We start from the raw sequence: 14,019 nt of genomic DNA on the forward strand, positions 1-14,019 counted from the left end.
TTGCGCGTGACCGCGTGCGCGACTATGTTGGCGGCATGTCCGACCACCCCCCTCACGCCGTCGAGCGGCCGCGGCTCGCCTACCACCTGACCGAAGGGCGCGGGCCCGCGATCGTGTTCCTGCCGGGCTATGCGTCCGACATGACCGGCACCAAGGCAGTCGCGCTGGAGGCCTGGGCAAAGGCGCACGGCCGCGCCTTTCTGCGCTTCGACTATGCCGGCTGCGGCGCGTCGGAGGGCAAGTTCGAGGAACAGAGCCTCGCCGACTGGCGCGACGATGCGCTCGCCATGATCGACGACGCGGTCGAGGGACCGGTGGTGCTGGTCGGGTCGTCGATGGGCGGGTGGATCATGCTGCTGGCGGCAAAGGCCCGGCCCGAGCGCGTCCACGCGCTGGTCGGCATCGCGCCCGCGCCCGACTTCACCGACTGGGGCTTCTCGGCCGACGAGAAGATGTATCTGCTCCAGCACGGGCGGTTGGAGCGCCCCAACCCCTACGGCCCCGCGCCGACCGTCTATACGCGGCGATTCTGGCAGTCGGGCGAGGCCAACCGGCTGATGTTCGGCGAGATCGCCATCACCTGTCCGGTGCGGTTCCTGCAAGGGCAGAAGGACGTGGACGTGCCATGGCATCGCACCTGCCGCCTGGCCGAGATGCTCGCGTCAAGCGACGTTCAGACGTGGCTGGTCAAGGACGGCGACCACCGCCTGTCGCGCGACACTGACGTCGCACTGCTGATCCGCGCGGTGGAGGACGTGCTGCCATGATCCTGTTCCTCGCCCTGTTCGCCGCGCAAGCCGCGGGCACGCCCCCGACGTCGCCGGCGCAGCAACTCGACGCCTGCGTCGCGCAGGCGCGCACCGATCCCGCCGGCGCGGAGCAGGCCGCACGCACGCTCGGCCGCGCGGGCGAGGCGTGTCGCGGCGTCGCGCTCGCGGGTCAGGACGATTACGCCGGCGCGGCAACCGCCTTCACCGCGGCGGCACGCAATGCCGAACTGGCGAAGGAAGCGCGTGCGGCGGATTATTGGGCGCAGGCGGGCAACGCCTGGCTCGCTGCGGGTGATGCGGCAAAGGCGCGCGCCGCGCTCGATGCCGCACTCGCGGCAGGCACGTTGACCGACCTCAATCGCGGCGAGGCATATCTCGACCGCGCGCGCGCCTTGGTCGCGACCGGCGACATGAAGGCGGCGCGCGTCGACCTCGATCTGGCGGTGAAGGATGCCGCGGACGATCCGCTCGCCTGGCTGCTGTCGGCGACGCTGGCGCGGCGGATGGGCGACCTGCCGCGCGCGAAACTCGACATCGCGCAGGCGCTCCGCCGCTCGGCCGACGACGCGTCGGTCCAGCTTGAGGCGGGCAACATCGCCGCGGCGGCGGGTGAGGCGGAGCGTGCGCAGGCAGCGTGGAAGGAAGCCGCGCGGCTGGCACCCGATGCGCCCGCCGGGCGTTCAGCCGCCAACGCCCTCACCCAGTTCGCAGGAGACCCGAAGAAGTGAAATACCTCCACACGATGATCCGCGTCGCCGATCCCGACAAGACGATCGCCTTTTTCGAAGTGCTGGGATTGAAGGAGGTGCGCCGGATGGAAAATGAGGCGGGTCGCTTCACGCTGATCTTCCTCGCAACGCCCGAGGACATGAACGCACCGGGTGAGCGCGCGCGCGCCGAGGTGGAGCTGACCTACAATTGGCCGAACGAGGGCGAGACGCCGGAGGAATACACCGGCGGGCGCAACTTCGGCCACCTCGCTTACTACGTCGACGACATCTACGAGACGTGCCAGCGGGTGCAGGACGCGGGCCATATCGTCCACCGCCCTCCGCGCGACGGTTACATGGCGTTCGTGAAGTCGCCCGACGGCATCTCGATCGAACTGCTGCAGGAAGGCGGTGCGCGAGCGCCCGCCGAGCCGTGGAAGTCGATGCCCAACACCGGGAGCTGGTAACGGTGACGGGCGCGCCCGCATCGGGGCTGGAGATCGTCCGCGTCCCCGTCCTGTCGGACAATTATTCGTGGCTGGTTCACGACACCGACAGTGGGGAGACGATCGTGGTCGATCCGGGCGAGGCGCAGCCGGTGCTCGACGCCGCCGCCGCGCGTGGCTGGACGATCAACGCGATCTGGACGACGCACTGGCACCCCGATCACGTCGGCGGCAATGCCGGCGTCGTCGCGGCGACCGGCGCGACGGTGATCGGTCCCGAGGCCGAGCGCGCGAAGATCGGCGCGCTCGACCGCGGAGTGACCGAGGGCGACACGGTGTCGATCGGTGCGCACAAGGCGCGCGTGATGCACGTGCCAGGTCACACGTCGGGGCACATCGCCTTTTACCTCGCCGACGACGCCGCGATCTTCACTGGCGACACCTTGTTCGCGCTCGGGTGCGGGCGGTTGTTCGAGGGCAGCCCTGAGCAGATGTTCGACAATTTCCGCCGCTACGCCGACCTGCCCGGCGAGACGCGCGTCTATTGCGGGCACGAATATACGCAGTCGAACGGCCGCTTCGCGCTGTCGGTCGAGCCTGCCAACGAGGCATTGGTCGCGCGCATGGCCGAGGTCGACCGCCTGCGCGCCGCGGGCGAGCCGACCGTTCCGACCACCATCGCCGAGGAAGGGGCGACCAATCCGTTCATGCGCGCGGGCGATGCCGGCAAATTCAAGCGGTTGCGCGAGGCCAAGGATTCTTTTCGCGGTTAGAAGCGTTTGGCAGCAAACAGACGAGGAGTGGATGCGATGCGCAAACTGCCGTTGATAGTGCTGGTCGCGGGCGTCGGGCTGGGTGCGGGCGGCGCCGCGCTTGCCAAGCGTGACACGCCCGAACTCGCCTACCAGAAACTGATCGCGGGCAAGGTGCCGGGCAAGCCGCAGTCGTGCATCGACACCCGCTTTCGCCAGTCGCAACTCAGCGCCTATGGCAACAAGCTGATCTACCGCATCAGCGACAAGCTCGTGTACGTCAACGAAACCAACGGCGGGTGCGAACGCGTGGCACAGGGTGACGCGCTCGTCTCGCGGCAGTATCAGACCCGCGCGTGCAGCGGCGACATCGCGACCACGGTGCAACTGCCGCCGGGGATCACGACCGGCAGCTGCGCGCTCGGCGATTTCACGCCGTACACCAAACCCTGAGCGGGCGGCCACTAGCGGCCTGCCGCTGCGAGAGAGGAACGTAATGCCCGACCAGACCGAAGCCGACATGACCGGCGTCGAACAGCGTATCTCCCCCAAGCCGGAGGTGGACGCGATCGGCGGGCGCACGCTCAAGCCCGCAACGCTGATGATGGGGCACGGCTACGACCCCGCTTTGTCGGAAGGGTCGTTGAAGCCGCCGGTCTTCCTGACCTCGACCTTCGTGTTCCCCAATGCAGCGGCGGGCAAGCGGCACTTCGAGGGCGTGACCGGCAAGCGGCCGGGCGGTGCGGAAGGCCTCGTCTACTCGCGCTTCAACGGTCCGAACCAGGAGATTCTCGAGGATCGGCTCGGCATCTGGGAAGGCGCGGAGGACGCGCTCGCCTTCTCCAGCGGCATGTCGGCGATCGCGACCTTGTTCCTGTCGATGGTCAAGCCCGGCGACACGATCGTCCATTCGGGGCCGCTCTACGCGGCAACCGAGACGCTGATCGCGCGCGTGCTGGGCAAGTTCGGGATCAACTGGCTCGACTTCCCCGCGGGCGCCACGCGCGAGGAGATCGACGCGGTGATGCAGAAGGCCGCCGCGGGCGGAAACGTCGCGCTGATCTATCTCGAAAGCCCCGCCAATCCGACCAACGCGCTGGTCGACGTCGAGGCGGTCGCCGCGAGCCGCAACGCGGTGTTCGCCGACCATGCGAGCAAGCCGCCGATCGCGATCGACAACACCTTCCTGGGGCCGCTCTGGTCGCAGCCGCTGAAGCACGGCGCCGACATCGTCGTCTATTCGCTCACCAAATACGCCGGCGGGCACTCCGATCTGGTCGCGGGCGGCGTGCTGGGGTCGAAGGAGCAGATCAACACGATCCGCGCGATGCGCAACACGATTGGCACGATCTGCGACCCCAACACCGCGTGGATGCTGCTGCGCAGCCTGGAAACGCTGGAACTGCGCATGAGCCGCGCGGGTGAGAATGCGGCCAAGGTGTGCGCGTGGCTGCGCGACCAGCCGCAGGTCGAGCGCGTCGGCTATCTCGGCTTCCTCTCCGAGGGCAGCACCGAGGGGCCGGAAGGGCGGCAGGCCGACATCTACCGCCGCAACTGCACCGGCGGCGGATCGACCTTCTCGCTCTACCTGAAAGGCGGCGAGGCCGAGGCGTTCCGCTTCCTCGACGCGCTCAAGATCGCGAAGCTCGCGGTGTCGCTCGGCGGGACCGAGACGCTGGCGAGCCACCCGGCGGGCATGACCCATCTGTCGGTCGCCGACGAGCGCAAGCAGGCGCTGGGGATCACCGACAATCTGGTGCGCATCTCGATCGGGGTCGAGGATGCCGACGACCTGATTGCCGACTTCGCCAACGCGCTGGCGGCGATCTGACGCACAACCGCGTGACTTAACGCTTTCCCGCCCGCGTGTTTGCCGCCATCCTGATCGGGCGGCGGCAGACCGCGGGTGATGGAGAGCGAGCATGACCAAGCGGATCGCGGTGATCGGCGCCGGCATGGGCGGGCTATGCGCGGCGATCCAGGCGCGCGCGGCGGGCCATTTGGTCACGCTGTTCGAGCATGCCGACGCGGTCGGCGGCACGTGGCGCGCCAACCGCTATCCCGGGGTCGCGTGCGACGTGCCCGCGATCCTCTACCAGTTCAGCTTCGCTCCTAACCCGCACTGGAGCCACCATTACGCGCGCGGGCCCGAAATCCATGCCTATACCGAGGCATTGGTCGAACAGTTCGGGCTCGCTGAGGTGTTGCGGCTGAACGAGGGCGTCACGCGCGCGGTGTGGGACGAGGCAAGCGCGACCTGGGCGGTCGAGACCGAATGCGGTGCGCGCGAGACATTCGACGCGATCGTCCCCGCGCTCGGGCAACTCTCGCGCCCGCAACTGCCCGACATCGCGGGCCTGGGCGACTTCGCCGGACAGACCTTCCACGCCGCCGAATGGCCCGATGGTCTCGATCTTACCGGCAAACGGGTCGGTGTCGTCGGATCGGCGGCGAGCGCGGTGCAGTTGATCCCCGAAGTCGCCAGACAGGCCGCGCACCTCGTCGTGTTCCAGCGCACGCCCAATTGGATCATCCCGCGCAACGACACCGCGGTCACGCCCGAGGCAAAGGCGCTGATGGCGACCAACCTGGAGGTCGCGATGCGGCTGGGTGCGGCGAGCCGGGCGATGATCTTCGACAATGCCGACACGTTTTTCTGGCAGGCGTTCAAGTGGACGCCCGAGGGGCGCGCCGCCTTTACCCGCACCGCGCTCGACCATCTCGAGGCGCAGGTGGCCGATCCGGCGCTGCGCGCGAAGCTGACCCCCGATTACCCGATCGGGTGCAAGCGCATCCTGATCTGCGACGATTTCTATCCCGCGCTGTGCCGCGACAACGTCACGCTGGAGACGAGCGCGATCGCGCGGATCGAGGCGGGCGGCGTGCGCACCGCCGACGGCTTTCACGACCTCGACGTGCTGATCTTCGCGACCGGGTTCGAAACGACGGCGTGGAACTGGTCGATGGAGGTGGTGGGCGAGGGCGGCCGCACGCTCGCCGAGGCATGGTCCGACGGGCCCGAGGCGTATCTGGGGATCATGGCGTACGGTTTCCCCAACATGTTCATGCTCTATGGTCCCAACACGAACCTGGGGCATAATTCGATCAGCTTCATGATCGAGCAGCAGGTCGGCTTCATGCTGCGCGCGCTGGCGGCGGCGGACAGCGACGGGGCCCGCACGGTGCGCGTCACCGCGGAGGGGCAGGCGCGCTTCAACGACGCGATCGCGCAGACGCTCGCGCAGACGGTGTGGGCCGATCCGCATTGTCGCAGTTGGTACAAGGCAGCGAACGGGCGCGTGTACCAGAATTGGTCGGGTAGCTGCACCGACTATGCCGCGGCGACCGCCGAGATCGACCGCGCCGCAGTGGCGATCGGCTGAACGCGATCCGCCTCGCCTCGCCGCGCGATGTGTGGCAGGCGGGCGCCATGGAACAATTCGATGCGATCGTGCTCGGCGCCGGTGGCGCCGGGCTGATGTGCGCGGCCGTGGCGGGACAGCGCGGTCGGCGCGTCGTCGTGCTCGACCACGGGCACGAGCCGGGGCGCAAAATCGTCATCTCGGGCGGTGGGCGGTGCAATTTCACCAACCGCGAGGCGGTGGCCGATCGCTACGTGTCGACCAACCCGCATTTCGCCAAGTCGGCGCTTGGCCGCTACACCGCGGCCGATTTCCTTGCGCTGGTCGAGCGGTACGGGATCGCGTGGCACGAGAAGACGCTGGGGCAGTTGTTCTGCGACGGCTCCGCGCGGCAGATCGTGTCGATGCTGCTGGACGAGTGCGACAAAGGCGCGGTAACGTTGCGGCTGGGCGGTCAGCTCGGCGAGATCGGCCATGCCGACGCGCGCTACACGGTCGAGCACGACGGGCGGCGCTACGTGGCGCCTTCGCTGGTGATCGCGACCGGCGGGCCGTCGATCCCGAAGCTTGGCGCGACTGGCTTCGCCTATGATCTGGCGCGACGGTTCGGGTTGAAGGTGGTCGAGCCGCGCCCCGCGCTGGTGCCGCTGACGCTGCCGGGCGAGGAGGCGCTGTTCCGCGCGCTGTCGGGTGTCGCGACGCCGGTGGTGGCGGGCTCGCTGCCCGCGAAGGGGCGCGGCGCTTCGTTTGCCGAGGCGGCTTTGTTCACGCACCGCGGCCTGAGCGGCCCCGCGATCCTGCAGGTGTCGTCCTATTGGCGTCCGGGCGAGGCGGTCACGATCGACCTCGTGCCGGGTGCTGCGCCCGGCTGGCTGCGCGAGGCCAAGCGCGCGCGCCCGCGAAGCACGCTCGCGTCGGTGCTGCCGCTGCCGGGACGGTTGAGCGACGCGCTCGCCGAGATGATCGGCATCACCGAACTGGGGACCGCGACCGATCGCGTGCTCGAAGATGCCGAGCGTCGGCTCGCCGACTGGCGCTTCCACCCGAACGGCACCGAAGGGTTCGCCAAGGCCGAGGTGACGGTCGGCGGCATCGCTACCGCGGGTCTGTCGTCGAAAACGATGGAAGCGCGCCACCTGCCCGGCCTGTACGCGATCGGCGAGGCGGTGGACGTGACCGGCTGGCTGGGAGGCTACAATTTCCAATGGGCGTGGGCGAGCGGCTGGGCGGCGGCGCAGGCGGTGTGAACTAGATCACGACCCTTTCCGCGCTTGCGTCGGCGATGACCCGAGCGCACTTTCCGCGCGGCAGGTGACGCGAGGGGGCGGGGATGGCGGTAACGGGCATCGGCGGCATCTTCTTTCGGGCGGCCGACCCGGAGCGGTTGTCCGATTGGTACCGGACTCACCTGAACGTCGGCGCGGGCTGCATGACGGCGGACATCGCGTCCGCGCGCGCCAAGCCCGATCCGTGGTTCTGGCGCACCGGCGGCGGCCCGGTCGTGTTCGCGCCATTCCCTGCCGACAGCGATTATTTCTCAGCGGATCGCCAGTGGATGCTAAATTTCCGCGTTGACGCGATCGATCGGATGATTGCGGCACTGCGCGATGCCGGCATCGCGGTGGAGACGCGTGCCGAATGGGACGAGGCAGGCATCGGGCGCTTTGCCCGCCTGCACGATCCCGAGGGTAATCCGATCGAATTGTGGGAACCGGCGGAGGCCTAGCCCGTCGATCCCCAAACTGCCTCAGCCGTCGCCGACGCGCTCGATATCGGCGCCGACCGCCGACAGCTTCTCCTCCAGCCGCTCGTAACCGCGGTCGAGGTGGTAGATACGGCTCACCTGCGTCTCGCCGTCCGCGACAAGGCCGGCGATGATGAGGCTCATCGACGCGCGCAGGTCGGTCGCCATCACCGGCGCGCCGACGAGGCGGTCGACGCCCTGGACGACGGCGGTGCGGCCGCGCACCTGGATGTCGGCCCCCATCCGCGCCAGCTCGGGTACGTGCATGTAGCGGTTCTCGAAGATCGTTTCGGTCAGCACGCTGGCGCCGTCGGCGCGGCACAGCATCGCCATGAACTGCGCCTGCATGTCGGTCGCGAAGCCGGGGAAGGGCGCCGTGGTGATGTTGAGCGGGCGCAGGCGGTTCGGCGCGGCGACGCGGATCGTGCCGCGGCCGATCTCGACCTCGACGCCGGCCTCGCGCAGCGCGTCCAGCGTCGCGCCCATCTCGTCCGCGCCGATGTTGGTCAGCGTCACGTCGCCGCCGGTAATCGCGGCGGCGCACGCGTAGCTGCCCGCCTCGATCCGGTCGGGCATGACCGAATAGGTCGCCCCGTGCAGCTCGCGCACGCCCTCGATCTCCAGCGTCTCGGTCCCGATACCCTGGATCGACGCGCCCATCGCGACGAGGCAGCGGCACAGATCGACGATCTCGGGCTCGCGCGCGGCATTCTCGATCCGGGTCGGGCCGGCGGCGGTCACCGCGGCCATGACGACATTCTCGGTCGCGCCGACCGAGACGACCGGGAAGCGATAGCTGCCGCCCGACAGCCGTCCGCCGGGTGCGGAAGCCGTGACATAGCCCGCGCTCATCTCCAGCTTCGCGCCGATCGCCTCCAGCGCTTTCAGATGGAGGTCGATCGGGCGGTTGCCGATCGCGCAGCCGCCGGGCAGCGACACGCGCGCTTCGCCCGCGCGCGCGAGAATGGGGCCGAGCACCAGGATCGACGCGCGCATCTTGCGCACGATGTCATAGGGCGCCTCCGCGCTGGTGAGCTGCCCGGCGCGGATCGTCATCACGCGGCCGAACTCGTCGGGGCGCGACCCCTCGATCCGGGTCGAAGCGCCCAATTGGTTGAGCAGGTGGCCGAAGCCGTCGACGTCGGCGAGCCGGGGCAGGTTGCGCAGCGTCAGCGGCTCGTCGGTCAGGATCGCGCACGGCATCAGCGTGAGTGCGGCGTTCTTCGCGCCCGAGATGGGGAGATTGCCCGACAGCCGATTGCCGCCGCGAATAAGGATACGGTCCATCCCGCTTCATCTATCGCGCCGACCCGCCGCCGCCAAGCGTCGCGCACCGATCGGGCGCGTCTACGACCAGGCGACGTCTAAGGATCCGCGCGAAATACCGACAGGATTGCTCACCCTTGATCGATTTTAATGCGTGGGGCGCCGCGTGGCTCATAAGCGGCAAGAATAACAAGGGGTTTCGACTGCGTGCGGGTACGTTCCTTCGTCGATCGAATCGACGAGTTTCTTCCGTTGTCCTTGTCCGAGCGCGAAGCCCTGACCGCCTTGCAGGGGCGCACGCGCTCGCTTCGGCGCGGCGCGGTGCTGGTGCGCGAGAACGACCGCACTAGCGACCTGTTCGTGTTGAAAAGCGGCATGTTGATGAGCTACGTGCTGACCGACGACGGCAGCCGGCAGATCCTGCGCTTCCTGTTCCCGGGCGACGTGACGGGCGCGTCCGCGCTCGCTTACTCCAACTCGCCCGAGAGCGTCGCGGCATTGTGCGAGAGCGTCGTGTGCCTGTTCGACCGCACCCAGGTCGCCGACGTGCTGGCGCGGCACCCGCGGCTCGCGCTGGCGCTGACCGCGATCGATCAGGCCGAGCGCGCGGCGATGACCGACCGGCTCGCGGGGCTGGGGCGCACCTCGGCGCAGGCGCGGATCGCGGCGGTGCTGCTCGACCTGCGCGACCGGCTACGCCGTACCGGCGAGGACGTGGCGAGCGGTTTCACGCTGCCGCTGACGCAGGAGGAGATCGGCGACGCGAGCGGGCTGACCGCGGTGCACGTCAACCGCATGCTGCGCCAGTTGGAGGACATGGGGCTGATCGTGCGCACCGGCACGCGCGTGACGCTGTCCGACGAGACGCGGTTAAAGCGCGCGGCGAAATACGTCGACCGGCTCGCCGCGATCGACCTGTCGTGGATGGTGTCCGCCGGCGCGTGAACCCGGCTCAGCCGCGCGACACGCCGCTCTGCTCAAGCTGTCGGTCGATGTCGGCGAGCAGCCGCTCCAGCCCTGCCTCGTCCGCGGCCTCGGCGCGCAGCGTGACCGCGGCCTGCGTGTTCGACGCGCGCAGCAGCCACCAGCCGTCGCGCGTCGAGACGCGCAGCCCGTCGGTCACGTCCACGTCCCCACCCTCCGCTGCGCCTTGGGCCAGGACACGCGCGCGCACCTCGTCGACGATCGCGAGGCGGCGATCCTCGGCCACCGCCACGCGCAGCTCGGGCGAGGCGCAGGTCGGCGGCAAGCGGTCGATCAGCTCGGCGAGCGAGCAACCCGACAGATGGATCGCGCGCATCAGCCGGACCGCGGCGTAAGCGGCATCGTCGAAGCCGTAATAATCGTGCGCGAAGAAGATGTGGCCCGACAATTCGGCCCCGATCGCCGCGCGCTCCGCCTTCATCCGCGCCTTGATCTGGCTGTGGCCCGACTTCGCCATCACCGCGCGTCCGCCGAGCGCGCGGACGCGGTCGAACAGCGTGTTGCTCGATTTCACGTCGGCGACGACGCACGCGCCCGGCTGCTCGCGCAGCAGCGGCTCGGCCAGGAGGGCGAGGATCTGGTCGCCCCACACGATCCGCCCGCGCGCGTCGACCGCGCCGATGCGGTCGCCGTCGCCGTCGAACGCGAAGCCTAAGTCGAGCCGCTCGCGCCGCACCAGCGCGATCAGGTCGGCGAGGTTGGTGGGGATCGTCGGGTCGGGGTGGTGGTGGGGAAAGGTGCCGTCGACGGCGGTATGGAGCAGGTGATGCTCGCCTGGCAGCAGCTGCGTCAGCCGCTCGATCACCGGACCCGCGGCGCCGTTGCCGGTGTCCCAGCCGGTGCGGAAGCTGCCGCCCGCATATCCTGCGAACAGGCGGCCGACGTAATCCTCCATCACGGCGGCGTCGCTGACGGTGCCCGAACCGTGCTCCCAGTCGCCCGCCTTCGCCAACCGCGCCAGATCGCGCACGTCGTCGCCAAAGAAGCTGTCGTGCGCCAGGACGAGCTTGAACCCGTTGTCGGCGGCCGGATTGTGGCTGCCGGTGACCTGGACGGCGGCGTCGACCTCCAGCGTTGCTTCGGCGTAATAGAGCATCGGCGATGGACCGAGGCCGATCCGCACGACGTCGACCCCGCTGGCGGTGAGCCCATCGACCAGCGCTGCCTCCAGCGCGGGCGAGGACAGACGTCCGTCGCGCCCCACTGCGACACGGCGCCCGCCGGCACGGCGAAGCCGGGTCGCGAAGCTGCGTCCAACCGCATAAGCGTCCGCCTCGCCCAACGTCTCGCCGACGGTGCCGCGGATGTCATAATCGCGCAGGATGGATGGGTGGAAGCGGTGCGTCATCCGCCCGACGCTAGCGGCAATGACGCGTGCGACCAACCGTCAGCGCGCGGCTTCCTGTCGCCGCAGCAGCAGGTCGCGCGCGGCGTTGACGCGGCGTGCCTCCTCCGCCGAACCGCCGCGGTCGGGATGAAGCTCGGCGATCAGTCGCCGGTGCGCGGCGCGGATCGTGTCGGCATCGGCGTCGGCGCCGACGCCCAGCGTCCGGCGCGCCGTCGCGACCGCGCTCGGCCGGCGCGACGGCGGTTTCTTCAGCAGCCACCACACCGCCCAGATCACCAGTGCGGCGACGATCCACTTCACGCAGCGGCGCTCGACGCGGTCGTACCGTTGGCGGTCTCGGGCAGTGCGAAGCCCGCCATCATCTCGCGCAATTCCTGCCGCGCGGCGACGTGGCTCAACCCCATGCCGCCGAACGACTTGTTGTCGAGCAGCGTCAGCCCGGCGGGGAACAGTTCGCGGTAGATCACGCGCTCGCCCAGCCCCGGAATGATGCGGAAGCCGACGCGGCGCGACAATTGGTCGAGCGCCTCCGACACGCGGCGCATGTTGCGCGCGTCGACGTAAGCCAGGCGGTTGCGCAGCACGACCCAGTCGATCGTCGTCCCGTCGGCCTTGGCGCGGGCCTTGCGCACGTCCCAGATCAGCTCGGAATAGAAGCTGGGCCGCTTCACCTTAAAGGTTTCCGCGTCGACCTGCCCGATCAGGTCGAAATCGACGAAACTGTCGTTCATCGGCGTGACCAGCGTGTTGGCGAGCGCCGCGGCGGTCCGCGCGCACGGATCGTCGCGGCCGGGCGTGTCGATCACCAGGAAATCGTAGCCGTCGCTATATTGCGCGAACAGATCCTCGAAATTGCCGTCGGCGCGGCCGTCGCCGGTGGCGTGATCGGGGATCGGCAGCGCCTGTCCGGTGCGTTTCACCGTGTCGGCGCGATTGTCGAGGTAACGCCCCAACGTGCGCTGGCGATGGTCGAGGTCGATGCACGCGACGCGTGCGCCGCGCGTGGCGAGCGCGACCGCGGTGTGGACCGCGGTGGTCGACTTGCCGGTGCCGCCTTTCTCGTTGGCGAACACGATGACGTGCGGCCCCGCGGCCGGCGCCGACGCGGGTTTCGCCGGCGGAGCGGCGGGGGACGGCTCGGCCTCGGCCGGCCCGGTGATGTGCGTCTCGGCCTGGTCAGACAACGCGCGACTTCCCTGATTGATTGCTGTTTGGCGCCATCATAGAAGCCGCGGCGCAGGGATACGAGGGGGTTAAAGCGTGGACGTGTATCGGGAACTCGGCGGATTGCGCGCCGCGGTCGCTGCCGCGCGCGCCGCGGGGCGCGAGGTCGCGCTGGTGCCGACGATGGGCGCGCTCCACGCCGGGCACATCGCGCTGGTGGAGGCCGCGCGGCGGCCGGGGACGACCGTGGTCGCGTCGATCTTCGTCAATCCCAAGCAGTTCGGCGCGAACGAGGACCTGTCGCGCTACCCGCGCAAGGAAACGGGCGACATCGCGATGCTGACGGAGGCGGGCTGCGACCTTCTGTGGCTGCCCCCGGTCGAGGCGATGTACCCTGAAGGGTTCGCGACCACCATCTCGGTCGCGGGCGTCAGCGAAGGGTTGGACGGCGCGGCGCGCCCCGGCCATTTCGACGGCGTCGCGACCGTGGTCGCCAAGCTGTTCAATCAGGTCCAGCCGACGCGCGCCTATTTCGGCGAAAAGGATTTCCAGCAACTGGCGGTGATCCGGCGCATGGTCGCCGATCTCGATTTCGCCATCGAGGTCACCGGCGTACCGACGCAGCGCGAGGACGACGGGCTCGCGCTATCGAGCCGCAACGTCTACCTCGACGCCGACGAGCGCGCGAAGGCGGTGGCGTTGCCACGTGCGCTCGGCATCGCGGCGCGCGCGATCACGGGCGGCACGCCGGTCGACAAGGCGCTGGCCGATGCGACGGCCTATCTCGCCACCGCCGGGTTCAGCGTCGACTATGTGTCGCTGGTGGATGCCGAAACGCTTCGGCCGCAACCCGATTCGGCGCGGCGGCGGCAATTGCTCGCGGCGGCGCGACTGGGCGCGACGCGGCTGATCGACAATCTGGCGATCGAGCCGGTTGGTTCAACGGATGGCTGAACGATCACCGTTAACGCGTTAACCATTTGGTGAGCCGAATCGGGTGATAGCCTTCGTTCAGCATCAACGCTGATATCGGGGGCAAACCGATGACCGTTCTTTCACATGCGCCTTCACTGCTCGACCGCCGGATCGCCAAGGCACGCGCCGGCGATGCGCACGCCGCCTATGACGTCGGGATCGCTTACTCGACCGGCACGTCGGGTGCGGCACTTGATCTGATCGAGGCGCACAAGTGGCTCAACCTCGCCGCCGCCTGGGGCCATGACGCGGCGCCCAGCGCGCGCGCCGAGGTGTCGGAAGACATGACCGCGCGCGAGATCGCGACCGCGCAGCGCGCCGCGCGCGACGTGATCGCGGTGCTCCAGCGCCGGGCGGCGTAAGCGGGGCACCCGTCATCTCTCCCACGCTTCTTCCAACACCGGCGTCACTCTGAACTAGTTTCAGGGACCATCGTGCCGGTGGTGACGGAGCCGCGTGGGGCGCAATGGAGGCTGACACGCGTTCAGCATGACGGCA

At 69.3% G+C, this 14,019-nt stretch carries 16 protein-coding genes; 12 read left to right on the forward strand and 4 right to left on the reverse strand.

Going from position 1 to position 14,019, the window contains the following annotated elements:
* Nucleotides 1-35: 35 nt before the first annotated feature.
* From Q0579_RS00120 to Q0579_RS00160, 9 genes are all read left to right on the forward strand, one after another.
* Nucleotides 36-767, forward strand: a complete 732-nt coding sequence (locus tag Q0579_RS00120; protein ID WP_298807887.1) for an alpha/beta hydrolase — start codon at nt 36-38, stop codon at nt 765-767.
* On the forward strand, nt 764-1,498 hold the full coding sequence (locus Q0579_RS00125) for a hypothetical protein (RefSeq protein ID WP_298807889.1): 735 nt from the start codon (nt 764-766) through the stop codon (nt 1,496-1,498). Before Q0579_RS00120 ends, Q0579_RS00125 begins: the two co-directional genes overlap by 4 nt.
* The gene (locus tag Q0579_RS00130; protein WP_298807892.1) at nt 1,495-1,947 is read left to right on the forward strand and encodes a VOC family protein; all 453 of its coding nucleotides are present in this window, start codon (nt 1,495-1,497) and stop codon (nt 1,945-1,947) included. Before Q0579_RS00125 ends, Q0579_RS00130 begins: the two co-directional genes overlap by 4 nt.
* Nucleotides 1,948-1,949: 2 nt before the next feature.
* Entirely contained in the window at nt 1,950-2,699 is a 750-nt protein-coding gene (gene gloB, locus Q0579_RS00135; protein ID WP_298807895.1) for a hydroxyacylglutathione hydrolase, read from the forward strand.
* Between the two features lie 36 nt (nt 2,700-2,735).
* Nucleotides 2,736-3,131, forward strand: a complete 396-nt coding sequence (locus tag Q0579_RS00140) for a hypothetical protein (RefSeq protein WP_298807898.1) — start codon at nt 2,736-2,738, stop codon at nt 3,129-3,131.
* 43 nt (nt 3,132-3,174) lie between these two features.
* Nucleotides 3,175-4,509 (forward strand): cystathionine gamma-synthase family protein, encoded by a 1,335-nt coding sequence (locus Q0579_RS00145; RefSeq protein ID WP_298807900.1) that lies wholly within the window; start codon nt 3,175-3,177, stop codon nt 4,507-4,509.
* A 91-nt stretch (nt 4,510-4,600) separates the two neighbouring features.
* Nucleotides 4,601-6,061, forward strand: a complete 1,461-nt coding sequence (locus Q0579_RS00150; RefSeq protein ID WP_298807902.1) for an NAD(P)/FAD-dependent oxidoreductase — start codon at nt 4,601-4,603, stop codon at nt 6,059-6,061.
* A 47-nt stretch (nt 6,062-6,108) separates the two neighbouring features.
* The gene (locus tag Q0579_RS00155; protein ID WP_298807905.1) at nt 6,109-7,287 is read left to right on the forward strand and encodes an NAD(P)/FAD-dependent oxidoreductase; all 1,179 of its coding nucleotides are present in this window, start codon (nt 6,109-6,111) and stop codon (nt 7,285-7,287) included.
* A gap of 83 nt (nt 7,288-7,370) precedes the next feature.
* Complete coding sequence (locus Q0579_RS00160; protein WP_298807908.1) at nt 7,371-7,766, forward strand: VOC family protein; 396 nt, start codon at nt 7,371-7,373, stop codon at nt 7,764-7,766.
* Nucleotides 7,767-7,787: 21 nt separating this feature from the next.
* On the opposite strand, the gene murA is transcribed toward Q0579_RS00160, so the two are convergent.
* Nucleotides 7,788-9,071 carry a UDP-N-acetylglucosamine 1-carboxyvinyltransferase gene (gene murA / locus Q0579_RS00165; protein ID WP_298807910.1) on the reverse strand — a complete coding sequence of 428 codons (1,284 nt, stop codon included), beginning with the start codon at nt 9,069-9,071 and terminating at the stop codon, nt 7,788-7,790.
* A 186-nt stretch (nt 9,072-9,257) separates the two neighbouring features.
* On the opposite strand from murA, the gene Q0579_RS00170 reads away from it, so the two are divergent.
* On the forward strand, nt 9,258-9,995 hold the full coding sequence (locus tag Q0579_RS00170) for a Crp/Fnr family transcriptional regulator (RefSeq protein WP_298807913.1): 738 nt from the start codon (nt 9,258-9,260) through the stop codon (nt 9,993-9,995).
* A gap of 7 nt (nt 9,996-10,002) precedes the next feature.
* On the opposite strand, the gene pgmG is transcribed toward Q0579_RS00170, so the two are convergent.
* The 3 genes from pgmG to Q0579_RS00185 are packed head-to-tail and all read right to left on the reverse strand — an operon-like array spanning nt 10,003 to nt 12,458.
* Nucleotides 10,003-11,382 carry a phosphoglucomutase/phosphomannomutase PgmG gene (gene pgmG, locus Q0579_RS00175; RefSeq protein ID WP_298807915.1) on the reverse strand — a complete coding sequence of 460 codons (1,380 nt, stop codon included), beginning with the start codon at nt 11,380-11,382 and terminating at the stop codon, nt 10,003-10,005.
* A 39-nt stretch (nt 11,383-11,421) separates the two neighbouring features.
* Nucleotides 11,422-11,682: a DnaJ domain-containing protein gene (locus tag Q0579_RS00180; RefSeq protein WP_298807918.1), complete on the reverse strand. Its 261-nt coding sequence runs from the start codon at nt 11,680-11,682 to the stop codon at nt 11,422-11,424.
* A complete protein-coding gene (locus Q0579_RS00185; RefSeq protein ID WP_298807969.1) occupies nt 11,679-12,458 on the reverse strand; it encodes a division plane positioning ATPase MipZ in 780 nt (259 codons plus the stop codon). Before Q0579_RS00185 ends, Q0579_RS00180 begins: the two co-directional genes overlap by 4 nt.
* Before the next feature lie 184 nt (nt 12,459-12,642).
* On the opposite strand from Q0579_RS00185, the gene panC reads away from it, so the two are divergent.
* Entirely contained in the window at nt 12,643-13,500 is an 858-nt protein-coding gene (panC, locus tag Q0579_RS00190; protein WP_298807920.1) for a pantoate--beta-alanine ligase, read from the forward strand.
* 89 nt (nt 13,501-13,589) lie between these two features.
* Nucleotides 13,590-13,883 carry a hypothetical protein gene (locus Q0579_RS00195; RefSeq protein ID WP_298807922.1) on the forward strand — a complete coding sequence of 98 codons (294 nt, stop codon included), beginning with the start codon at nt 13,590-13,592 and terminating at the stop codon, nt 13,881-13,883.
* Nucleotides 13,884-14,019: the final 136 nt, after the last annotated feature.

This window comes from uncultured Sphingomonas sp. (assembly GCF_936927845.1).
GTDB lineage: Bacteria > Pseudomonadota > Alphaproteobacteria > Sphingomonadales > Sphingomonadaceae > Sphingomonas.